The organism is Denitrobacterium detoxificans (assembly GCF_015062615.1).
Lineage (GTDB): Bacteria > Actinomycetota > Coriobacteriia > Coriobacteriales > Eggerthellaceae > Denitrobacterium > Denitrobacterium detoxificans_A.
The window spans coordinates 623,276-646,241 of the sequence record NZ_SUUH01000001.1; the positions used below are offsets into that span (position 1 = coordinate 623,276).

General features: G+C 61.0%; 18 protein-coding genes and 1 tRNA gene. All 19 read right to left on the minus strand.

From position 1 onward, the window contains the following. Positions 1–2,430 carry a bifunctional (p)ppGpp synthetase/guanosine-3',5'-bis(diphosphate) 3'-pyrophosphohydrolase gene (locus E7002_RS02635; protein WP_303727362.1) on the minus strand — a complete coding sequence of 810 codons (2,430 nt, stop codon included), beginning with the start codon at positions 2,428–2,430 and terminating at the stop codon, positions 1–3. A 3-nt stretch (positions 2,431–2,433) separates the two neighbouring features. Continuing rightward, the gene (recJ, locus tag E7002_RS02640; RefSeq protein ID WP_303727363.1) at positions 2,434–5,787 is read right to left on the minus strand and encodes a single-stranded-DNA-specific exonuclease RecJ; all 3,354 of its coding nucleotides are present in this window, start codon (positions 5,785–5,787) and stop codon (positions 2,434–2,436) included. Positions 5,788–5,920: 133 nt separating this feature from the next. Continuing rightward, entirely contained in the window at positions 5,921–6,478 is a 558-nt protein-coding gene (pth, locus tag E7002_RS02645) for an aminoacyl-tRNA hydrolase (RefSeq protein WP_303727364.1), read from the minus strand. 7 nt (positions 6,479–6,485) lie between these two features. Further along, positions 6,486–7,556: a hypothetical protein gene (locus E7002_RS02650; protein WP_303727365.1), complete on the minus strand. Its 1,071-nt coding sequence runs from the start codon at positions 7,554–7,556 to the stop codon at positions 6,486–6,488. A gap of 150 nt (positions 7,557–7,706) precedes the next feature. Next, positions 7,707–8,663, minus strand: coding sequence for a ribose-phosphate diphosphokinase (locus tag E7002_RS02655; protein ID WP_369692491.1), 957 nt, complete (start codon positions 8,661–8,663; stop codon positions 7,707–7,709). A 44-nt stretch (positions 8,664–8,707) separates the two neighbouring features. Beyond that, entirely contained in the window at positions 8,708–10,072 is a 1,365-nt protein-coding gene (gene glmU, locus E7002_RS02660; protein WP_303727367.1) for a bifunctional UDP-N-acetylglucosamine diphosphorylase/glucosamine-1-phosphate N-acetyltransferase GlmU, read from the minus strand. A 22-nt stretch (positions 10,073–10,094) separates the two neighbouring features. Then, complete coding sequence (locus E7002_RS02665; RefSeq protein ID WP_303727368.1) at positions 10,095–10,988, minus strand: peptidoglycan-binding protein; 894 nt, start codon at positions 10,986–10,988, stop codon at positions 10,095–10,097. An 85-nt stretch (positions 10,989–11,073) separates the two neighbouring features. Beyond that, complete coding sequence (locus tag E7002_RS02670; RefSeq protein WP_303727369.1) at positions 11,074–12,141, minus strand: polyprenyl synthetase family protein; 1,068 nt, start codon at positions 12,139–12,141, stop codon at positions 11,074–11,076. 417 nt (positions 12,142–12,558) lie between these two features. Continuing rightward, positions 12,559–12,643, minus strand: a tRNA-Leu gene (locus E7002_RS02675). Positions 12,644–12,684: 41 nt separating this feature from the next. Then, positions 12,685–13,623 carry a Ppx/GppA family phosphatase gene (locus E7002_RS02680; protein ID WP_303727370.1) on the minus strand — a complete coding sequence of 313 codons (939 nt, stop codon included), beginning with the start codon at positions 13,621–13,623 and terminating at the stop codon, positions 12,685–12,687. Positions 13,624–13,630: 7 nt separating this feature from the next. Then, positions 13,631–14,500 carry a septum formation initiator family protein gene (locus tag E7002_RS02685; RefSeq protein WP_303727371.1) on the minus strand — a complete coding sequence of 290 codons (870 nt, stop codon included), beginning with the start codon at positions 14,498–14,500 and terminating at the stop codon, positions 13,631–13,633. A gap of 278 nt (positions 14,501–14,778) precedes the next feature. Next, complete coding sequence (locus E7002_RS02690) at positions 14,779–15,579, minus strand: YebC/PmpR family DNA-binding transcriptional regulator (RefSeq protein WP_303727372.1); 801 nt, start codon at positions 15,577–15,579, stop codon at positions 14,779–14,781. 173 nt (positions 15,580–15,752) lie between these two features. Continuing rightward, on the minus strand, positions 15,753–16,244 hold the full coding sequence (gene moaC, locus E7002_RS02695) for a cyclic pyranopterin monophosphate synthase MoaC (RefSeq protein WP_303727373.1): 492 nt from the start codon (positions 16,242–16,244) through the stop codon (positions 15,753–15,755). 62 nt (positions 16,245–16,306) lie between these two features. After that, a complete protein-coding gene (gene moaA / locus E7002_RS02700; RefSeq protein ID WP_303727374.1) occupies positions 16,307–17,320 on the minus strand; it encodes a GTP 3',8-cyclase MoaA in 1,014 nt (337 codons plus the stop codon). A 122-nt stretch (positions 17,321–17,442) separates the two neighbouring features. Next, entirely contained in the window at positions 17,443–18,555 is a 1,113-nt protein-coding gene (locus tag E7002_RS02705) for a sulfate/molybdate ABC transporter ATP-binding protein (RefSeq protein WP_303727375.1), read from the minus strand. Beyond that, positions 18,555–19,961, minus strand: a complete 1,407-nt coding sequence (gene modB, locus E7002_RS02710; protein ID WP_303727376.1) for a molybdate ABC transporter permease subunit — start codon at positions 19,959–19,961, stop codon at positions 18,555–18,557. The genes E7002_RS02705 and modB overlap by 1 nt, the downstream gene beginning before the upstream one ends. A gap of 72 nt (positions 19,962–20,033) precedes the next feature. Next, a complete protein-coding gene (locus tag E7002_RS02715) occupies positions 20,034–20,939 on the minus strand; it encodes an extracellular solute-binding protein (protein WP_303727377.1) in 906 nt (301 codons plus the stop codon). 224 nt (positions 20,940–21,163) lie between these two features. Continuing rightward, complete coding sequence (gene glmM / locus E7002_RS02720; protein ID WP_303727378.1) at positions 21,164–22,501, minus strand: phosphoglucosamine mutase; 1,338 nt, start codon at positions 22,499–22,501, stop codon at positions 21,164–21,166. Then, the gene (gene hisE / locus E7002_RS02725; RefSeq protein WP_303727379.1) at positions 22,501–22,920 is read right to left on the minus strand and encodes a phosphoribosyl-ATP diphosphatase; all 420 of its coding nucleotides are present in this window, start codon (positions 22,918–22,920) and stop codon (positions 22,501–22,503) included. Before hisE ends, glmM begins: the two co-directional genes overlap by 1 nt. Positions 22,921–22,966: the final 46 nt, after the last annotated feature.

Below are 22,966 nucleotides of genomic sequence, written 5' to 3' on the forward strand. Positions count from 1 at the left end.
CTATTTCGGCATCATACGATGCGCGTCGAACACACCTTCGACGGCCTTCAGCTTCGTGAGAATGCGCTCGATGGAAGAAACGCTGCCCACCTGGAACAGGAAGCGCATTTCCACCATGCTGTCACGATGCGAAGCCGTGGACGACGTAAGCACGTTGGCCCCCGCTTCGGAAAGCACGGCAACCACGTCGCGCAGCAGGTTCATGCGATCGAGGGCGTCGATGTGCACTTCGACCTTGTACGTGGTGTTGCCATGGGGCGAGTTTTCCCATTCCACGTCGATGATGCGCTCGGGATGCTCCATGAGGCTGGTGGCATTGGGGCAATCGCGCCTATGCACCGACACGCCACGGCCACGCGTGATGAAGCCCACGATATCGTCGCCGGGAACGGGATTGCAGCAGCGGGACAGGCGCACGAGCACGCCGTCGAGGCCCTTCACGATGATGCCGTTGCTGGGCTTCGACTGCTTCTTGGTCTTCGGATGGCGCACCGAGGTGAGCATGGGCGGTAGCTTGCCCGTGGAGGAATCGGACTTCCCCAGAGTCTTCTCGTCCAGCTCTTCGCTGCCCTTGTCGGCGAGAATCTTCAGCAGGCGGTTCGCAATGCCCTGCGTGCTTTCCTTGCCCGTGCCCACGGCAACGAGCATGTCGTCGGTGTCGTTGAAGCCCATCTGGGCGGCCACGGCCTTCAGGGCGCGCACGCCATTGGTACTGGAAATGCCCAGGCCGTGCTTGCGCATTTCGCGCGTGAGGCGCTCGTGGCCTTCTTGCACGTCGGTGCTGCGGGAGGCGCGCGTGAAGTACGCACGGATCTTGCTGCGCGCACGCGGCGTCTTCACCAGGTCGATCCAGTCGCGCGAGGGACCGGCGCTCTTCTGCGTAAGCACCTCCACGCGGTCGCCCATCTGCAGCTCGTAGGAAAGCGGCACGATGGAGCCATTCACCTTCGCGCCCACGCAATGGTTACCCACTTCGGTGTGGACGGCATACGCGAAGTCGACGGGCGTGGAACCCGCACGCAGCTGCATGGCATCACCCTGGGGTGTGAACACGAACACCTCGCTGGGGGCCAGGTCGACCTTCAGCGACTTCAGGAACTCGCGGGAGTCCTGCATCTCGCCCTGCCAGTCGACCATCTGGCGCAGCCAGGCAAGCTGCTGGTCGAAGTTGGCGTCTCCCCTGCTGGAACCTTCCTTGTAGCGCCAGTGGGCGGCAACGCCGTATTCGCTCATGCGATGCATTTCGACGGTGCGGATCTGCACTTCCAGCGGACGACCCGCCGGGCCGATGACCGTGGTATGCAGGCTTTGGTACATGTTGAACTTCGGCATGGCAATGTAGTCCTTGAAGCGCCCGGGCATGGGGTGCCACAGGCTGTGGACCGCACCCAGGGCAGAATAGCATTGCGCTACCGTGTCGACGATAATGCGCACGGCGATGAGGTCGTAGATTTCCGAGAAGCCCTTGCCGCGCGTGGTCATCTTGCGATAGATGGAATACAGGTGCTTCGGGCGCCCCATAACCGAGCAGTTGATATGCACCTTGTCCATTTCGTCACGCAGGATGTCGATGACATTGCCCAGATACTCCTCGCGTTCCACGCGGCTTTCCGCCACCATGCGCGAGATCTGCTTGTACTTGTTGGGTTCGAGGTAGAAAAACGCCAGGTCCTCGAGCTCCCACTTGATCTGGCTGATGCCCATGCGGTGCGCGATGGGCGCATAGATTTCCAGCGTCTCGCGCGCCTTGAAAATGCGTCGGTCTTCGCGCAGGGCGGAAAGGGTGCGCATGTTATGCAGGCGGTCGGCCAGCTTGATCACGATGACGCGAATGTCCTTGTTCATGGCCACGAACATCTTGCGGATGGTCTGAGCCTGCTCGTCGGAAAGGTTCTCGACCTCGATGCGCGTGATCTTCGTAACGCCATCGACCAACTCGGCAATGGGCTCGTTGAAGGCCTCGGCAAGGTCTTCCTTCGTGACTTCGGTGTCTTCCACTACGTCGTGCAGCAGGGCCGCGGCGATGGTTTCCACGTCCATGCGCAAATCGCCCAACACGATAGCCACTTCCACCGGATGCGACACGAAGGGCTCGCCGCTCTTGCGGCACTGCCCCGCATGGGCATCGCGAGCGAACAGGAACGCACGCTCGAGCAGGTCTTCGTCTTCCTGCGAAAGGTACGAACGCGTGGTTTCCTGCAAATATGCGAAACGCTCTTCCGGGGTGCGATTCTCGGTGACAAGGGCCGGGTCGGCAAGGCCCACCGTATCACCAATGGAAAGCTCGCAGGCACGAGAGCGGCCGATAAGAGCATCGGAGCCATCGGTAAAGCGGGCAGCGCCGCCATTGGGCTCGCGCGCCTCGCCCAGAAGGCGCTCCCCCTCGGGAACGTCCCTCTGGCTATCGTTGCTGTTGGTTGCTTCGATCATACGCTACCCCTGGCTTTTCTCGTCGGGAAGAATGGGCCGCGCAATGCGCTGCCGCAACACGGCGACGCTGCTCTTCATGACCCACTCGCAGAAAGAACGGAAGATGCCGATTTCGTCGAGGCCCTCACGATAGCGCACGCTATCGGTGAGCTCGACCTTGCCATCGGCCGGAACAATGCGAATCGAGCGCTGGTATCCCGCTTCGGCAGCGCTGTCGGTTTCGATGAGGCCCAGTTCGCGGAATACCGCGATGGCACACGAAGCCGACGCCGCGGAAACGCAGACGCGCGGATCGAACGCAGCGACCTCGTCGGCCAGCTGCGCATCCGAAATCTGGAAGAAGGACTCGCCATGTGCGTCGCCCATGCGCTTCAGCACGCGGTAAAACGCACCCAGCGTGTCGTGGCTAGGCGTGGCATCGCCCAGAATCTGCTCGTTGATACTGGCGTCGGCCGCGCCAAAGAGCGCGTGCACCCAGGCCTCGTTGCCATCGCGGCCCGCACGGCCGCTCATCTGGTTGAACTCGACCTCGTTAAAGGGCATGTGGTACAGGACCACATGGCGGATGTTGGGAATGTTCACGCCCTCGCCGAATGCCGACGTGGAAATGAGCACCGAAAGGGCGCCCGTACGGAACATCTCCTCGACGTGCATGCGGTCGGAACGGGAAAGCCCCGCGTTGTAGAAGCCAATGAACGGCGCCATGCTGGGCACGAGCTTCCGCAGCGTTCGGGCAAGCGCCACCGACTGCTGGCGCGAATTGACGTACACGACCGTCTTCTCGCCCGTGGCGATGAGGTTCGCCACGTAGGGGTCGCGGAACTTGATGTTACGCTGGTCGTCGAAATGGAGGTTCTCGCGTTCCGTGCGATCGAACACATGCTCGCTCACGTTCAGCACGCGATTGATGTCGGCGGCCACGCTTTCGGGCGCCGTTGCGGTAAGCGCAAGCACCACGGGGTCGCCCATCTTCCGAATGGCCTCATCGAGGTGCGCATACGCATCGCGATTGCCCGCCTTCGCCAGGCCCACGTGATGCGCCTCGTCGACCACCACGAAGCCGATGCGATCGCTCTGGGCGAACTCATCGGCATGAAAGGACAGGAACTCGGGCGTGGTAAGCACCAGGTCGACCGAGCCATCCGCCAGCCCCTTGAAGATCTGCTCACGCTCTTCGGGCGCCGATTCGCCCGTGAGCACTTCGGCACTCACGCCGAACGGCTGCAGCGCCTGGCGCATATGATACGCCTGGTCGGCAATGAGCGCGCGCAGCGGATACACGAACAAACTGGCCTTATGGCTCACCAGGGCGCACATGGCGGCGTGCACCTGAAACACGAGCGACTTGCCGCGACCTGTGGCCATGACGGCCATGGTGGACTTGCCGCTCTTCAGGGCATCGAGCACCTGACGCTGCGAGTCGAACAAATCGTGGCCTTCGCCGATGAACGATTCGACGATGGCCTTGCGCAGGGCATCGGGGTCGTTCTGGGCGAGTTCCTCCCACGTCTGGCGATTACGCTCGCGCTCGGCTTCCATCTGGTCGGCTTCGGCATCGTCTTCCGGGGCGGCGCCGAATGCGTCGCTTTCCTCGTCGATGGCGAACAGGCCGTCCATATAGCTACGGTGATCGGGGCTGATGCACGCCTCGAGCGCGCGGCACGTTTCCACAGGGGAAATGGACGAGAGCATGGCCTTCACGGAACGGCGCCCACGCCATGTGTCGATTTGCACCTCGAACGCGGCGTTGACCACGCATCCGCAATGCATGAGCTGCGGAATGTTCGGACAATGGAACATGATGCCCGCGCAGGAATTGCGACCGTCGGTGAGCATGGTGGACAAGTGGTTCTTGTCGGCGCCCACCGCACGCGTGCGAGCAAGCGACACGCTGCGCGCAAGCAATCGAGGCTGACGGTTTTCCTGGCCAAAGGGAGCCATGAGCTGCATCTTCTCGACGTTTTCCAACGTGAGCTCGTCCAAGTCGACGCAAGCATCGATGTCGATGCGCGGATGGAAGTTATCTTCGGGAAGCGAATCCATGTACGCGCACAAGCGCTCGGAGAATGCGTCTAGGCTATCCGCGGGAAGCGTGACGCCCACCGCAGCCTCGTGGCCACCAAAGCGCGTAAGGATATCGGCCGTGCTTTCCACGGCTTTGAACAGGTTGACCTGGCCCACGCTACGGCCGCTTCCGCGGGCAACGCCATCGTCGTCGATAGTGAACAAGATGACGGGAACGCCATACGAGCGCACCAGGCGGCTAGCCACGATGCCCTTCACGCCCTCGTGCCACCCCTTGCCGGCAACCACCAGGGCGCGCTGGCCATGGTAGGACTCCTGCGCCTGCAACGTGGCGATTTCCGTGAGCTCGAGCTCGATGGCGCGACGCTGGTCGTTGATGCCTTCGAGGGCCGACGCCAGCTGGCTTGCCTTGTCGAAATCATCTTCCAAGAGCAGGTCGAGCGCAGCGGCGGCATCGCCCATGCGCCCCGCCGCATTCAGGCGGGGAATGATGCTGAACGACAGCGACGTGGAGGCAACGGGGGATTCGAGCGCACCCGCGCACGCCAGCAAGGCGGCGATGGAGGGGCGCGGCGCCTCGTTCATGCGCGACACGCCATCGGCCACCAGGGCGCGATTGTCGCGCACGAGCGGAACCAGGTCGGCCACCGTTCCCAGCGTGGCGAGGTCGGTATACTCGCGCCACAGATGCGGCTGCCCAAAGCGAGCGCCCAGCACCTGCACGAGCTTCAGGGCAACGCCCACGCCCGCCAGCATGCTCTGGCCGCATGAATCGTCGATCTTCGGGTCGCACACCGGCACGTCCACGGGAACCAGGTCGGCGGGCTCGTGATGGTCGGTGATGAACACCTCTACCCCACGATGCTGAAGCGTCTTCACTTCCTCGCGGCATGCGATGCCGCAGTCGACGGTAATGACCACGTCGGGGCGGAACTGCATGAAGCGATCGATGGCGGCGTCGGTAAGACCGTAGCCCTCGTCACTGCGACGCGGAATGAACGGAACGATATCGCCGCCCAGCGCGCGCAGGCCACGCGTGAGCACGGCCGTGGCGGAAACGCCATCGAGGTCGAAGTCGCCAAACACCAGAATGCGACGATGCGTGCGCAAGGCCGATTCCATGCCGTCAGCCACTTCCTTCATGCCGGGAATGACGTAGGGATTAGCCCAATCGCGCCCAAGCGAAGGGGAAAGGAAATCGGTAGCCTGCTGGGGCGTTGAAATGCCGCGGGCAACCATGGAACGTGCCATGAACCGCGGGATATCAAGCGTGCGTTGCAATACCGAGACCGCGGCCTCGTCGGCCGCGCGAATGCAAAATCGAGCCGTCATGTGCGTATACCTAACTGCGTAACCGTGTTTCGCATCCATTTTCCCACAAAGCGGGCGGCATTGCCACGCGCGAGGGCCCGAAGCAAAAGAAGCGAGGCGAAAACGAACCGCTTCGCTTCCGCCCCGAAAGAACCTAGTTGAATTCCTGCTGCGTCTTTTCCAGGCCATTCGCAATGAGGAAGGGAACTGCCTGGGCCGCCGTTTCCACGCTTGCGCGGAACTCATCTTCCGCCTGCTTGCGAGGACGCGAGAGCACGTAATCGGCCACGGCCATGCGTCCGGGCGGGCGACCGATGCCGCAGCGAACGCGGTACCAATCGCGCGTGCCAAGCTTGTCGCAAATGGAGCGCAGGCCATTGTGGCCCGCATGCCCGCCACCGAACTTCACGCGAATGCGGCCAGGCTCGATGTCGAGGTCGTCATGAATGACGATGACGTGATCGGGCTTCACGCCATGGGCAGCGCACAGCTGCTTCACGGGGCCACCCGATGTGTTCATGTAGCTTTGGGGCTTGGCGAACAGGACGTCTTCGCCCACAAGGGAACCTTTCGCGGTGAGTGCGCCACATTCCGTCTTCCAATAGCGGGCCCCTGCCGAACTGGCAAGGCAATCGACGGTGTCGAAGCCCGCATTGTGTCGCGTATGCTCGTACTCTTCGCCAGGATTCCCCAGGCCAACCACCAAATACATGAATCTCCTACTTCTTCTGCGAATTGAAGAACAGGCTCAAATCGTCGTTCTTCGCGTTTCTCTGGGAAAGAGCATAGCGCATGCGAAGACCGCGCGCGATAATCCGCACATTCATTGCTTGAATGCATTTCGCAACCTGGGGGCCGCGCGGCGTGGGATCGTTTAGGCTGTGGCCGTCGTAGAACGGGACAACCTGATAGATGCCGTCTTCGCCAACCGTAACGTAATCCTGCAGGTAATTGGCGTCGATGAAGCCATTCCAATCGCCAAAGCTCTTCCACCATGCCTCGCCGCTCTTCAACGGGAAGCCAAGCGGGTTCTGCATGTTGGAATACCAGGCCTTGATGCACATGAGCGTAAGGTCCCAATAGCCCTGCACGCGCTCTTGCTCAGCGCGCATGGCATTGAACTGGCCCTTGCCACCCGCATTCGTGCCCGGCATGAAGTTGCCGATGGTATGCGAGAGGTACGTGAGCAGGGCAAGCTGCTTGGCAGCACCATCTTCGGCGCCCAGTTCGAGCAGGGCGTCGATGGTGTTCAGCGTGCACGAGCAGAACGAGCCCTCGAGCATCTTCAGGGAATCGGGGTTCCACAGGTACGCGTACAGCACGGCGGCAGCGCGCGGGGCCGTGGCCTCGTCGAAGACAAACTGCAGGTCGATGCCGCCTTCGGTCGTACCGATTTCCGACGTGCTCCCCTGTACCTTGCCTGCGGCCGCATCGACGATTTCGGCCATGGAGCCGTCGGGGTTGTAGGAGGTGCCCTGCGCCATCACGCGAGCGGCGCGCTCGTACTCGATAAGGGCGTAGGCATCGGCCGCCGTACGCAGGCGCACCTGGGCGTCCTTCTTGCGCAAATCGTTGTAGGCAGCGATCTTCTGAGCCCATTCCTCCAGGCCGGCGTAGTCTTCAAAGTTACGCAACTGGGAACTGACATCGTTGAACACCTGAGCGAAGCAATCCTCGTCTTCGACCATTTCGGAGAGCTGATCGATGAGCTTCTTCGCCGGAATGCCCTGCGCAAAAGCCGCCTGGCACTTCTTCTTGCCATACAGTTTTTCGATGCTAGACCCTGCCACGGCTATCTCCCCCATTCGTGTTCGCCGTTAATGCATCCGATTATAACTCACCAAGTCACAAATAGCCTGATAAGCTAGCGAACGGTCCGCCCAAGAAAAACGGAGCGCCCCAAAGGGACGCTCCGCAAAAACCGGCTATGCAGGGAAGCGCTATTCGAACAGAGCGGCTACGCTGCCGTATTCGAACACGTTCTTGATCGTCTTGGCGAACAGAGGCGCCACCGAGAGAACCTTGATCTTGCCGTTCTGGCGCTCGAGCGGAACGGGCACGGCGTTCGTAACCACGACTTCCTCGATGCAGGAGTTCGCAATGCGCTCGTATGCAGGGCCGCTGAACAGGCCATGCGTAGCGCAAGCGTATACCGCGCGGGCGCCCTTCGCCTTCAGCGTGTCGGCAGCGGCAACCAGCGAACCAGCCGTGTCGATCATGTCGTCGTTGATGATGCAGATCTTGTCGGTAACGTCGCCGATGAGCGCCGTGATCTCGCTCTGGTTGTGGCGCGGGCGATCCTTGTGCATGATGGCGATGCTGCTGTCGAGCTTGGTCTGGAACTTCTTGGCAGCCTTCGCACGGCCCACGTCGGGGGAAACGACGCACACCTCGTCGGGATTCCAGCCCTTGTTCTTAAAGTAGTCGACGAAGATGCCCATGGCCGTCATGTGGTTCACGGGAATCTCGAAGAAGCCCTGGATGGCGTTCTGGTGCAGGTCGACCGAAATCATGTTCGTGGCACCAGCGGCTTCCAGCATGTCGGCAACCAGACGTGCGGTAATGGGCTCGCGCGGGGCAGCCTTGCGCTCCTGGCGGGCGTAACCGTAGTGCGTGATTACAGCGGAAATGGTGCGGGCGCTGGCGCGCTTTGCCGCGTCAATCATGATGAGCAGTTCCATGAGCGCGTCGTTGATGTGCTCGCCTGCCACGCTCTGCACGATGAAGACGTCGCAACCGCGTACGCTTTCCAGGTAGCGCGCGTAGATTTCGCCATTCGCGAACTTCTCGAGCTTCACGTTGCCGAGGTCCATCTTGAGCTCGTTGGCGATCTGCTCGGCAAGCTCGCGATTCACCGACCCCGAGAAGAGCTTCATCTGCTTTTTCATGTCGATGATGTTTGCCATTGCTTCAACCTTCCCCATAGCTAATGATGCTATTACTATTGCTCCTGCTTGGGAGCACGATATTGTTCCTTCACGACCTGGCGGGCGCGACCCAAGGCCAGCGCGCAATCGGGCACGTCTTCGGTAATGACCGAACCAGCGCCCACAAGCGCATGCGAGCCGATGGTAACGGGGGCCACCATCATAGTGTCGCTACCCACGAACGCATTCTCGCCGATAACGGTGGGCCACTTGCGCTCGCCGTCGTAATTGCAGGTAATGGAGCCAGCGCCAATGTTCACGCCGCCGGCCATGGTGGTGTCGCCGATGTAGCTTAGGTGCGGAACCTTGCTGCCAGGGCCAATGGTAGATTTCTTGATTTCGACGTGCGTGCCAGCCTTGGCACCTTCGCACAAATGCGTTCCGGGGCGCAGGTACGCGCGCGGCCCGCACGTGCAACCATCGTCGATGACCGTTTCCACGGCAACCGTCTCGTCGATGACGCAGCCAGCGCCAACGGTGGTGTCGGTAAGGCGCGTATTCGGACCCAGAACCGTGTCGGGGCCAACCTCGACCGCGCCAAGAAGCGTGGTCATGGGAAGGATCTCGACGTCCTGGGCAAGCTTTACGTCGGGGCCGATCCACACGGTGGAAGGATCGGTCATGGTAACGCCAGCCAGCATATGGCGCTCGTTGATGCGACGCTGCATGACCTGCGACGCCTGAGCCAGCTGTACGCGCGTGTTGACGCCCAGGCACTCGTTAGAATCGGCTGCGCAGAAGCCCAGAACAGAACGGCCTTCGTTGCGGGCGATTTCGATAACGTCGGTAAGGTAGAACTCGCCCTGGGCGTTGTTGGTTCCCACCTTGGAAAGCGCCTGGAACAGCAGCTGGGCATCGAAGCAATAGAAGCCCGAGTTGCATTCCCCGATGAGCGCTTCTTCGGGCGTGCAATCCTTCTGCTCGACAATGCGCTCTACCTGGCCCGCAGCATCGCGCACGATGCGACCGTACCCCGCGGGGTCGGCGGGCTGCATGGTAAGAACCACGACGCCAGCATCGTCTTGCTCGCGTGCGGCAACCAAAGCGGAAAGCGTTTCGGGCGTGATGAGCGGGCTGTCGCCCGAAAGCACCAGCAGCGAGCCGGTGACGCCCTGGAATTCAGAAGCACAGGCCATAACGGCATCGGCCGTGCCACGCTGCTCCTGCTGAATGACGATACTCGTGTCGGCCACGATGGGCTCGACGACCTCGCGCGCATGGCCCAGCACGGTAACGATGCGGCCAACGCCGGCATCGCGCGCGGCTTCGACGACCCAACGTACCAGCGGACGCCCCAGGAGCTTGTGACTTACCTTGGGGTGACGCGACTTCATGCGGGTGCCTTCACCCGCGGCCAATATAATCGCGGAAGCTTCCATTCCGTCCTTCTTCCTGCGTTTATTACTCGGTTTCAAGGGAAAGCGCAGCGCAAATGGCATCGAGCAGGGCGATGGCATAGTGCTGCGCAGAGCGGCCTTCGCCAGCATCCTGCCACTGCGCAGAGGGCAGGCTGATGGCAATGCGCGGCGGGATCTGCGTGGCGGCGCCCATGGCGGTACGCAGACGCAGGCCAAGCGTTTCCTCCTCGTCGAACGTGACGAAGGGGACGTTCTGCTGGGCACCTTCCTGCCCCACCACGATCTGCACGAGGAGCATGTCCCCATCGGGGGCAACGAGCAGGGAATCGGCGCTAACGATCTTCGATGCGGGGTTCGTGGCAAGGGCCAGGTTCGACATGCGCGCCGCAACGGAACGCGTAAACGAATCGGTTCCGAACAGACAGAGCGCATTGCGCTCGAGCACATCGGAAGCGCGGGCAAAGCCCAGGTGCACGGCAGCCTGGGGACCAGGCTTACCTTCCCAGGAATGATGCAGGTTATGCACGGCGCGATACGTGAACGCGCCCGCGATGCCGTCGGACGGCAGGCCCATGTTCAGCTGGAACTTGCGCAGGGCCAGCTCCGTGTATGCGCCAAAGATGCCATCGTCGTTGCAGGCGAAGCCCAGTGCGTTCAGCGCATTCTGGAGCTGCTTGACATCGTTGCCGTGAAAGTGAGGCATGCGCAGGTACAGCGTGCGGTCGCCCAGATGGAACGTGGCGTCGAGCAGCGCGGCCCACACCTTCTCGTTCACCTGGGTAGTGGCGGGCAAGCCATTGGCCTGGCAAAACGCAGAAACGGCGACGCCAGTGGCGTCGTCGTATGTACCGGTGACCTGGCTATCTGCCAGAAAATTCAATTCCGCGAGCTTCTGCTGAACGTCGAGAACACCAGCGCCCGTGTCGTTTTTTTGCATTGTATCCATACCCGCATTGTAACGCCCCAGACATGCCAAGAACATGCCTGGGGCGTGCTTTCATACGTTCCCTATGAACGAAGGGCTAATTCAAACGGTTGACGAACCAATCGGCCATCGAAATGAGCAGATCGCGCGCGGGCGAGGGACCAATGATCTCGAGCAGACGATTCTTCGCGATGCTCGTAAGGTTCTCCGCGTAGGAACGCGCATAGTCGATGCTGCCGGAATCCTGCATGATCTGGGCAGCTTCCTCCAGGATGGCAGGGTCCTTCTCGTGCGAGCTAAGGATTTCCACGAGCCTGTCGCGCTTCGGGGAATTCTGAAGAGCATGCACCACGCATAGCGTGCGCTTGCCTTCGGTGATGTCGTTGCGGAAATCCTTCTTGGTGGATTCCTCGCTGCCGATGAGGTTGAGCAGGTCGTCTTGGATCTGAAAGGCCAGGCCCGTATCGAGGCCATAGTTACGCAGGCCCTCGATTTCGGCTTCGGAGCCGCCGCCTACGATGGCGCCAATGGCCAGCGGCACAGCACCCGAATAATGGGCCGTCTTATGCGTGGCCATGACCAGGTAATCTTCCGGCGTAATGTCGTAGCGCCCATCGCGTGCCCAGCCGATGTCGAGCGCCTGGCCCTCGATGGTGCGACGCGTCATCTCGGTGAGCTCGGTGATGAGGCGAATCTTCGTGGAGTCTTCGAGGTTCGGATCGAACGCAACGGTGCCATTGACCAGCGTAAGGCCCAGGTCGCCTGCGTTGATTGCCAGGCCCATGCCCTCGGTAAGGTGCAGGCAGGGCACGCCGCGGCGCAGTTCCGCATCGTCGGCGATATCGTCGTGGATGAGGGCTGCCGTATGGAAATGCTCGATGGCAGCGGCCGCGCTAACGGCGCGCCTCACATCGCCCCCAACGGCACGACACGCGGCAAAGCAGATGAGCGGACGATGACGCTTGCCGCCATTCTCGCTGTAGCGGGAAAGCGGACCATACAGGTACCGGTTCATGTCGGGATGGGTGCCTTCGGGAATGAAGGTATTCACAAGATCCCCCACCTGGTCGGCATAATGATCGAGATATTCCCCGAACGTGGTGGATTCGTAATCGACGGTTGCGAGAAATTCGTCGAACTCGCGAACGGATGGCTGCTGCTTCACGATGCGAAACTCTTCCTCGGGCGTATGCGGTGCCCGACCCCTCACCTTGCAAATAACACGTTAAGGCGCAATGCGAGCGCAGGAACAAGCACTTGAATACTTCGATGCCCATGCATCGCCTAACCCGTAAATTGCATTATAAGATACAAAACAATGCATATATCCACATGTGCACGAATACGGCGCATTAACCCCACAGACGACTGGGAGAAACGCGGGTTCGAACCCCACCGCGTGGGGTTTACGCACAAGTAAGTGGTAGGAGCGGTGGGTTCATGATTTCCGCATGGCGGAAATCGACGTCTCGCACTTATGCGCTCGACCGAAACGCTACGGGGGCCGCACTGCGGCCCCCGCTTCACGCGTTTCCACCTCATCGGTTCGAACCCCACCGCATGGGGTTTACGCACAAGTAAGTGGTAGGAGCGGTGGGGTTCGAACCCACAAGCCTTGCGGCGGCGGATTTTAAGTCCGCTGCGTATGCCAATTCCGCCACGCTCCCACGAAAGAATGCCCCGGGCTTAGGACATGATAGCAGATGGGCTACATACGCCCCGAAGATGCCGCCATGATGATGCCCTGCAGGATATCGGATTCGCTCACCGTGAACGACCCAAGACCCGAGCAATCGAGGACCTGGCCAAGGATTTCCATACCCGCCACGATGACGGGAGCACGATCGGGCTGCAAGCCCGTAACCATGCGGCGCTGCTCGAGCGTCATGTCCGCAAGACGACGCGTTTCCCGCTGCAGCACATCGCGCGATACGCAATAGCCATGCACGCGCGAGGAATCGTATGGGTCCATGGCCTCATGCACGGAAACGACTGACGTAGCCGTGCCCGCAACGGCCACCATGCGCTCGGGCACGAAGCCCCTATCGGCAAGGCGATCGAAGAAGGGCTGGAAGTTGCGTTGGCACAGCTCGCGCGCCGCCTGCAGCTCTTCTTCAGTAGGCGGATCGCCCGCCAGAAGGCGCTCGGTCACGCGACGGCAGCCAATGTCGAACGAATGCGCCACCAAAGGGTCCTCGCCGCCAACACCTGCGATGACCTCGGTGGAGCCACCGCCAGAATCGACTACCAGCAAGCGCTCGCCCACGAAATCGCACGAGGCGCCCATGAAGGAAAGGGCTGCTTCGCGCGTGCCGGGAATGACGGAAAGCTGCACGCCCTCCCCCGCCAAGATGCGCGCGAACTCGTCGGCGTTTTCCGCATCGCGCGATGCGGAGGTGGCCACGGCCGTAAGGGCAATGGGGCATTCGGGCGAGGAACACGATTCGATAATCTCCTGGTACTGGGCCACGCATGCGCGCACGCGCTCCATGGCCTGGGGCTTCAACACGCCCGTCGCGTCAACGCCCTCGCCCAGATTCACAATGGAAGAGCGGCGCACCAGCTCGTGCAATCCGCCCTCATCAACATCCGCGATAAACAAACGGCACGTGACCGTACCGATATCGATAGCTGCATAGCGTCCCATGCTGCTCCTATCCCGAATAGCCGAATAGAACGTCGAGCACCCCCGAATACCAGGTATCGGGAGCCTTGATATCGCTTGAAGGAGTAAGGCTCGAAACGTCGAAGGACGTACTGTCGGAAGAAAGCCCCGACACGCGCACGGACGTTTCGCCTTCGCGCACCATGCCATAGCCTTCCCGCGCGGCATCTTCCATGCCCTCGTCAGTGGAAAGGTTCGCGACGTCGGACTGAAGCTCTTCGTTCTCCTGCGTCACGATGACGTACTCGGCCTCCATCTTCGCCTGATCGCGAACGGCCGTGTAGTAATCGCGGGCCGGAGCGTACAGGAACATGGCGCAGGCAACTATGCATGCCACGACCGTAAGCGGTACCGCCACGGCCATGCGCACCTTATGCGACGCCTTGCGCGCAGATGCCGAGTTAGCTCGCTGCATCGAAGAGCGTTCGTTCTGCATGCGCGCCGACTTGCGATGCGTGGAACCCATCTGCCCACGGTAAACGGCTGCACGAGGGCCCGACTCCGTAGGCGTTGCGGGTTGGTCTTGCACGAAGCGATCGAAGGCACGCGACGCCTTCTTCTTGCGCGCGTCATGACGATGCTTCTGGAATGCGCTTTGCTTGGAACGGGCCTGGGCTGGCTCGGAGGCTTCCTGGTTGCGCCGGGAAGCGCTGCGATGGGCAGAGCGGGATGCGCTCTTGCCGCCACGCGCCGACATGCGCGCCTGAAGGCGCTCTTCGGCAGAGGCACGATAGTCTTCGCCCGAAACGAAGCGGGCACGTGCACCCGAATTTGCGGCAACGGAGGACTTGTAGCCACGACGTGCGCGAGATGCGGATTTCGCAGTTTCGAAATCGACGATATGCGCTTGGCTAGACACCTGAACAGACCCCTTGAGCATTGTAGTTGGTTTATAGTGCGTGTAATGCTTCGGTGGCCTTATCTTATCACGCGCAGGGAGGCGCAATCCATCTGGATTGCAAATCGGATGCGAAATCATAACTACCCGTCGCAAAATCGCTGCAAATGCAATTTACCTGGGGCAATGCGATTTCCGCGCCCTACATTCGAAAGCTACGAATTCAACACTTTTGAAAAGAAAAAGCACCCACGCGAACCTATGCGCGTGGGTGCCTTCAAACTACGGCGAATTGTGCGCTATTCCTCTTCTAGGGCAGCGGCAATTTCGTCGGTGATATCCATGGTGTGGTACACGCTCTGGAGGTCTTCGAGCTCTTCCAGACGGTCGACCAGACGCATGACCTTCTTGGCGTCGGAAGCGCTTACCTGGGTAGGCGTGGTGGCTTCCATAATGAATTCGGCGCCCTGCGTTTCAACGCCCGCAGCTTCCAGAGCCTTCTTCACGGCCATGAGGTCGGAAGGAGCGGTGTAGACGATCCACTGGTCGTCGGCGTCTTCGTAGTCCTTGCCGCCGGCTTCGTCGACGGTCATCATGAACTCTTCCTCATCGCCGGCGGTGCCGTTGGGCTTCATGCCTTCCTTCTTGCCGCCTTCGATTTCCTTCGGAACCATGATCTGGCCCTTGCGCTCGAACATGAACGCAACGGAGCCGCTGGTGCCCAGGTTGCCGCCCGCATGCGTAAAGGCGCTGCGAACGTCGGCAGCCGTGCGGTTGCGGTTGTCGGTGAGGGCCTCACAGTAGATGGCGATGCCCGCGGGGCCATAGCCCTCGTAGATTACCGACTCGTACGAAGCGGCATCCTTGCCGGTGCCGAACGCCTTGTCGATAGCGGTCTTGATCTTGTCCTTGGGGAGGGAATAACCCTTCGCCTTTTCGATGGCGGCCGCCAGGGATGCGTTGTTGTCGGGGTTGGGGTCGCCCCCTTCCTTAGCCGCAACGGTGATGTTGCGGGAAAGTTTACCGAACAGCGCCGAACGCTTGGCGTCCTGGGCCGCCTTGCGGTGCTTGGTGGTTGCCCACTTAGAATGCCCTGACATAGCACTCCCTTCGAATACTCGTTGATGCTTTGCGTGCGCGTATGCACAAAACGCAATTGCCTAGTGTAGCACAGGGCAACGCACTACGCGCCCCAGCTGCCCATCTCTACAGCGTACGTACAGACAGAACAGCCAGGGCGCGCCATTCGAGGCAACATTCGCAAGAAGAAAAACTATGCGCGCTCCCACAGGCCAGACTTGCCGCCGTCCTTCTTGAGCAGGCGCACGTCCATGATTTCCATACCGCGGTCGACCGCCTTGCACATGTCGTACACGGTAAGGCAGGCCACGCTAGCGGCGGTAAGGGCCTCCATCTCGATGCCCGTCTTGCCCGTAACGCCAAACGTCGAGGTGATGTGAATGCCCACGCGGCCATCGGCACGCTCGCCCGCGCGCACGGGAGCGCACTCCACCTTCGACTTCGTAATGAGCAGCGGGTGGCACATGGGAATGATGGAGCTGGTCTGCTTGCCAGCCATGATGCCCGCCACGCGTGCGCATGCGAGTACGTCGCCCTTGGCCGCCTTGCCTTCCACGATGAGCTCGAGCGTTTCAGGCTTCATGGAAATGAAACCCTCGGCTACGGCAATGCGCACCGTATCGGGCTTTTCGCTTACGTCAACCATACGTACCTGACCCTGCTCATCGATATGAGTGAGTTCCATTGTTTGCTCCATTCGCAATTGCTTCGTATCGAACCATTGGCCACAAGGGCATGCATTCATGCCTAGCCGCCGATGGCGTTCATGTTCTTTTCCGTGGCGCGTGCGTGGTCGCCTTCGTGATGCTCTTCGGGCTTGGCACCCAGCGCCCGCATGAGCACCGACCGAACGTCGTCCTTCGTGCCGTAACGCACGGCATCGCGCACATTGTATTCCTCGTCGGAAAACAGGCACGGACGAATGCCACCCGTAGACGTGAGCCGCAGGCGATTGCAATCGCCGCAGAAATGACGCGACAGCGGCGAGATGAACCCCACCGTGCCCTTTGCACCGGGGAATTCCCAATAGCGAGCAGGACCGCCACCTTCGGGCTTGCTGGAATCCTCCACGGGACGCAGTGGCTCCATGCCAGCGGCAATGGCCGCAGCATTGATGCTCTCGCGGATCTCGTCCACGCTTACCACGTCTTCGGGACCCCAGCCGGAACCGCAGCTACCCGCCGAATCGCCCACGGGCATGTACTCGATGAAACGCATGTGCAACGGGCGGTCGACACTCATGCGCGCAAACGCGAAGTAATCCTGGTTCATGCTGCGCACAGCAACGGCGTTCACCTTCACGGGGTTGAATCCCACGCGCAACGCGGCATCGATACCCTCGAGGACCTCGTTGATGTTGCCACCGCGGGTAACGCGACGATACGCCTCCTCATCGAGCGTGTCGAGGGAGACGTTGACACGCCCCAAGCCTGCCGCCCGCAAATCTTCAGCCATGCGGCCAAGGAGGATGCCATTCGTGGTAAGCGATACGTCCTTGATGCCGGGAATAGCGCAAATGTCGCGGACCAAATCCACGACGCCCTTGCGTACTAGGGGCTCGCCACCTGTAAGGCGCACGCGTTTGATACCTAGCTGAGCTGCGGCTTCCACCAGCTCGACGATTTCGTTGTAACGCAAAATCTCATCGTGCGGCACCTGGACGATGCCCTCGGCGGGCATGCAGTAGATGCAACGCAGATTGCAGCGGTCGGTTAGCGACACGCGCAGATAATCGATTGTGCGCCCATGGTTATCCTTCATAGGCTCACCTTTCTCGTCTCTATTCTCCCGAGAGATTATAGGCGAACGAAAGGCATAATCAAGCGGCTATACCGTACGGTTAACTGCGAACGGCAACCCGCCACGCGGCAACGCGGACGCCTCTAGCGGCTTACCAGATACAGGCTTTCGGGAGGGATGCGAATGAGCAACTCCTCGCCCAGCTCGGGCCAAGAATCGCGTGGCTCCTTCAGCGTGTCGACGCGCCAGAACAGACGCTGATGCAAGTAGCGCATTTCCTCCTGGTTCTCGCCCACCAGCTCCTGCGCGCCCTCCTCGCGATCGAGGAAGCACAGCAGGGCCGATCGATCGTAGCGCGAGTCGCTCACGCGGTCTACGCGCACGCGATACACGTTGGGCCCAGGCTCGGAAGCCCGCTGCAGGCGGAATGCACGCACGCCGAACGCCTTGATATCAGACGGAATAGGACGCATGGCATCGATCTCGATGCCCCACGAAGGGCAGAACAGGCGCGTTGACGACACGCGCTCGCACGACAGGGCGTTCTTGCATCCCGACAGCTTGATGCCAGCCAGGCTCTTCGGGTCGTCGATGAGCTCGCGGCCCTCGTCGATCTCCATGATGTGGCCCGCCTCGACCACGGCGATGCGATCGCAGAAGTGCAGCGCCTCGTCGATGTCATGGCTAACGTAGATGATGGTGCCGTCGAACGAATCGAACAGGCCCACGAGGCTCTGCTCGAGCAGCGTCTTCAGATGCGCGTCGAGCGCCGAGAACGGCTCGTCGAGCATGAGGATTCCCGGACGTGCGGCAAGCATGCGGGCAAGCGCCACGCGCTGCTGCTGGCCACCAGAAAGCTGAGACGGATAGCGCTTGGCGAACGCAATGACGTCGAAGCGCACGAGCTCGGCCTCCACGATGCGCGCCCGTTCTTCGGGCGGCAGGCTGCGATCGACGCCGGCGGCAACGTTCTGCTCGACGGTGAGGTTCGGAAAGAGCATATAGCTCTGGAACAGGAGCGCCGTCTTGCGCTTCTGCGGCGACAGGTTGATGCCCTGCGCGCTATCGAAGAACGTCGTGCCGTTCACCACGATGCGCCCCTCGTCAGGCGTGTCGATGCCCGCGATGCAGCGCATGGTAAGGCTCTTGCCGCAACCGCTGGCACCCAGCAGGCCAAAAGTCTCGTCCCCCGCCTGGAAAGCAACGTCGAGCTGGAACGAGCCGTACCGCTTGCGAATATCGACCTCAAGGCTCATTATTCGACCGCCCCCTTCCGGTAGCGCGTGGTATGCCTATCCCACAGGTTGATGAACAAGATGACGACGAAGCTGAAGATCATGATAACGATGGTCCAGAAGATGGCCACGTCAGTGTTGCCGTTCATCCATTCGAAGTAGATGGCGATGGGAATGGTGCGCGTAACGCCCAGGTAATTGCCCGCCAGGAACAACGTGGCGCCGAATTCGCCCAGCGCACGAGCGAACGCGAGCACGGTGCCCGAGGCGATATTGCTCCAGGAAAGCGGCAGCATCAGGCGGAAGAACACGCGTGCGTCGCTCCAGCCGAGCGTGCGCGCCGCATCGAGCATGTTCGGATCGAGGCTCTCGAAGGCGCCGCGGGCACTGCGGTACATGAGCGGGAAGGCCACGACCACCGCAGCGATGACCGTAGCGGGCCAGCTGAAGATAAGCGGGAACCCAATGTCGATGAACCAGCGCCCCACCGCCGTGTTGTTTCCCAGGCAGAGCAGCAGCAAAAAGCCGCACACCGTGGGCGGCAGCACCATGGGGATGGTGAAGATGGCGTCGAAGATGTCACGTACGCGCGCGGGCATGCGCAGACAGAAGTACGCCGCGGCAAGGCCCAGCACGAAGATGAACACGATGGCCGTAAGCGTGGTGCGCAACGTGACCCACAGCGGCGAATAGTCGAGCGTGGAAAGGAACGTGCCAAGCGATTCCCACATTGAGGGCTGCGCGACGATGGTTGCCTGGTCGGACGCGACAACGTTGGCGAAGGACGCATGCGTGGGCTTCGCATAGCGCGCGCTGCCGGAGTCGGTGACGTCGCTTCCGTCCTCCCCCATCACGCACGCATAGTAACGCCCATCTGAAAGCTCCTGGTTGAACGTAAACGCCACGCCATCGACCACGTAGCGCGTCTCGGTCGTGACGTAGCACGTAGCGTCGGCGGCAAGCGTAGCCCCGCCCGATGCGTTTGCGCCATCGAGCGCGCAAAGCAGGGAAAGCAACGAAGCCGACTCTTCGCTCGACGAATCGCTATAGCCAATCTGCTGGGCGGCTTCCGGACTTAGGTAGATGACCGCATAATCGGACATCGCAACGAGTACCACCGAGTAGGCGCTCGAGCCCTCGTAGAAGGCGTAGCCGCAATACGCGCCATCGATATCGCGATTGCTTCCCGTCTGGGCGCGCTTGAAATCGGACAGCGCGAAATCGCACCCATCGAGCGTTGCCGCTGCATTGTCGGCCGAGACCGTTACGCCCTCGAAGGAGTCCGTTGCCTGCTGCGATGTGGCGGAGGCGCGCGGCGTGTCGGCATCCCCCAGATCGTCGTCGGCATACGCAAGCGCAGGCACAAAGCAGGACGCGGCAAGCACCGCGACCAAAACCAGGGAAAGCAAGCGTGTTCGTATCGTCATTACCATTCCTATCAGAAATGAGGGCCGGCATACGCCAGCCCCCATCTTCAAAACCGTATGTAGGGTACTACATTACGCAGCGAGTTCGAAGCCCCACTTCTGCCAGATTTCCAGAGCGTCGGCATCGGAGACGCACCAATCGAGGAACGCCTGGGCCTCTGCGGAGTTGGAAGCCATCGAGGTAATAGCAGCAGGATAGATGATGTTCTTATGCGTGTCGGAGGGAACCGTGCCCACAACTTTCACGCCGCCAAAGCGGTACACGTCGGAGGTGTACACGAAGGCAATGTCCACGTCGCCAGACTGGGCCAGCTTGCATACGTTGCCCACGCTGGTCTGCAGCGAAACCATGCCATCGGCCGCCAGGGCGCCCGAGAATTCACCGCCCGTACCAGAGGCATCCTTGCCGGTGGAGCCATCGGGCTCGGTGTAGCAGCCCACCGTGGAGAGCGACTGGCAGGCATAGTTGCCAGCAGGAACCGATTCGTCGCCCACGCCAATCTTGTACTTGCCAGCGGCGATGTCCTCGAGCGTGCAGCTCGTAATCTCGGTGTTGCTTTCGGAAGTAACCATGACCAGGTCGTTCTTGAACATATCGAAGCGCGTGCTGGCATCGATGTAGCCAGCCTGCTCGGCGGCGTCCATCTTGCTCTTGGAGGCACTGATGAGAATGTCGGCCGTAGCGCCACCCTCGAGCAGCTCGTTCAGCTCACCCGAAGACTTATACTGCGTATCGGCAAACGTCACCCATTCGTGCGTCTGCGTGTAGAGCGCCTCTTCCTCTTCCATGGCCTTGGAGAGAGAATTCGCCGCGAAGATCTGCAGCGTCACAGCTTCATGAGTGCTTTCGGCACCCTGATCGCCCGAAGAGGAACCAGCATTGGAGCTGGCGTTGTTCGAAGCACAGCCCGCGAGCGCCAGCGCGGCCACGAGCGCAGCACCCAGCACCACGGAAATCAGACCCTTATACTTCTTCATCAAGACGAACCTTCCCTTCCTAGAACCGCAACAAGATTATGCAACGTCGGAAATATTATTTCTGTTTATGATTATTGTCAACGAAGAATAAGCAATTCGGCGCCAATTGCCACGCGAGCAATACGGAACCCCAACGCGCCAACCATACATGATACCGCTCGCATAAAGAAACGCTCCGCCGCCACACGGGCAACGGAGCGCCTGGAGATACGTTTTCCCTTGCGTTACGCCAGTTCGCTTTCGACAACCGCAGCGATGGCCTTGGCATGGCGTGCTGCCTCGGCGTCTTCGGCAGCCTCCACCATAACGCGAATAAGGGGCTCGGTACCCGACGGACGGACGAGCACGCGGCCCGCATCGCCCAGCTCTTCTTCGGCGGAAGCAATGGCTGCCGCAATCGCAATGTTGCCCGCAAGAGCCTCCTTGTCGGCAACACGCACGTTCACGAGTTCCTGGGGGAAGCGGCGCATGACGGAAGCGGCATCGGCAGCCGTCTTGCCATTGCGCTCGCAGACGGCAACGAACTGGCAAGCCGTCATGAGACCATCGCCCGTGGAGTTATGCTCCAGGAAAATGGTGTGGCCGCTCTGTTCGCCGCCAATGACGAAGCCACCCTCGCGCATGGCCTCGAGCACGTGCCTATCGCCCACCGCGGTCTGCAGCACCTGAATGCCCGCATCGCGCATGGCGTGCACGAAGCCCAGGTTGCACATGACGGTGGATACCGCAGTATTGCCCGCAAGCTTGCCGCGATTGGCTAGGTCGATGGCGCAGGCGGCTTCCACCATGTCACCATCGATCTCGTTGCCCTGAGCGTCTACGAACAGCACGCGGTCGGCGTCGCCATCATGGGCGATACCGATGTCGGCGCCCATTTCGGCAACGAGCTGCTTGAGCGGAGCGAGATGCGTAGAGCCGCACTCCACGTTGATGTCGGTTCCGCAGAAATCGTCGTTGATAACCGTGACTTGGGCACCCAGGCGACGCAGCGCCTCGGCGGAGGAAACGGAAGAAGCACCATGAGCGCAGTCGAGCGCGATCTTCCACGAATCGAAGCGCACGCCCTGGCGTTCCATGGCCTGCACGGCATGCTGAATGTAGAGTTCGGCAGCATCTTCCACGGGAAGGACCACGCCCACGGCGTCGCCCGCGGCGCGCTGGGAAACTTCTAGGCCGCCTTCCGCGACGTACTGCTCGAACTGGGCCTCCAGCGCCACGGGCAGCTTGAAGCCCTGGGCGTCGAAGAACTTGATGCCGTTGTACTCGGGCGGATTATGCGATGCGGAAATGACGACGCCGCCATTGGCGTGCAATTCGCGCGCCAGGAAGGCCACGGCAGGCGTGGGAATGATGCCCGCGTCGAGCACCGTACCGCCAGCGCTCGTGATGCCGGCAGCCAGCGCAGAGGAAAGCATATCGCCCGAAAGGCGCGTGTCGCGGCCCATGACGATGGACGTGCCCAGGTACGCAACGGCAGCCTGTCCCAGCTTAAAAGCGATTTCGCAGGTCAATTCAGTATTGGCGACACCACGTGCGCCGTCTGTGCCAAAGAGCTTAGCCACTATTTCCCTCGTTTCACATGTTCGGGCTGAAGGCGCACGGCACCCGCAGGGCGCTCGTCTTCGCGCATGCGCATATTGAGTTCAGCCGCGAACTCATCCAGATCGATTCCGTAACGCTCCAAAACGACGAGAAGATGATACACGACATCGGCAGCTTCATAGCGCAGATGGTCGACCTCGGCGTCGCGCTGTTCCTGACTGGCACGGGCGACGTCCTTGGCGGCAAGCGCCACTTCGCCCGATTCCTCCATGACCTTCTTCAAGACGTCGTCGTCTTTTCCGGTAAGAAGGCCGTGCGTATAGCTTTCCTCGCCCGCATGGCGCCTGTCGGCAATGGTAGCCGCAAGTGCCTCGATGGTGGCGCCAATCTGGCTGGCGGGCGCTACCTCGCCTTCGGGTACGTACGTTTTGGAAGACATGAGTTCTCCTTCATCGCATAGCAATGGGGCGCAGATGAACTGCGCC

Excerpts from the sequence above, each read along its gene's own strand:
- E7002_RS02635 (WP_303727362.1), bottom strand. The coding sequence starts at position 2,430 with ATGATCGAAGCAACCAACAGCAACGATAGCCAGAGGGACGTTCCCGAG.
- recJ (WP_303727363.1), bottom strand. The coding sequence starts at position 5,787 with ATGACGGCTCGATTTTGCATTCGCGCGGCCGACGAGGCCGCGGTCTCG.
- pth (WP_303727364.1), bottom strand. The coding sequence starts at position 6,478 with ATGTATTTGGTGGTTGGCCTGGGGAATCCTGGCGAAGAGTACGAGCAT.
- glmU (WP_303727367.1), bottom strand. The coding sequence starts at position 10,072 with ATGGAAGCTTCCGCGATTATATTGGCCGCGGGTGAAGGCACCCGCATG.
- E7002_RS02665 (WP_303727368.1), bottom strand. The coding sequence starts at position 10,988 with ATGCAAAAAAACGACACGGGCGCTGGTGTTCTCGACGTTCAGCAGAAG.
- E7002_RS02680 (WP_303727370.1), bottom strand. The coding sequence starts at position 13,623 with ATGGGACGCTATGCAGCTATCGATATCGGTACGGTCACGTGCCGTTTG.
- E7002_RS02690 (WP_303727372.1), bottom strand. The coding sequence starts at position 15,579 with ATGTCAGGGCATTCTAAGTGGGCAACCACCAAGCACCGCAAGGCGGCC.
- moaC (WP_303727373.1), bottom strand. The coding sequence starts at position 16,244 with ATGGAACTCACTCATATCGATGAGCAGGGTCAGGTACGTATGGTTGAC.
- moaA (WP_303727374.1), bottom strand. The coding sequence starts at position 17,320 with ATGAAGGATAACCATGGGCGCACAATCGATTATCTGCGCGTGTCGCTA.
- E7002_RS02705 (WP_303727375.1), bottom strand. The coding sequence starts at position 18,555 with ATGAGCCTTGAGGTCGATATTCGCAAGCGGTACGGCTCGTTCCAGCTC.
- modB (WP_303727376.1), bottom strand. The coding sequence starts at position 19,961 with ATGACGATACGAACACGCTTGCTTTCCCTGGTTTTGGTCGCGGTGCTT.
- E7002_RS02715 (WP_303727377.1), bottom strand. The coding sequence starts at position 20,939 with ATGAAGAAGTATAAGGGTCTGATTTCCGTGGTGCTGGGTGCTGCGCTC.
- hisE (WP_303727379.1), bottom strand. The coding sequence starts at position 22,920 with ATGTCTTCCAAAACGTACGTACCCGAAGGCGAGGTAGCGCCCGCCAGC.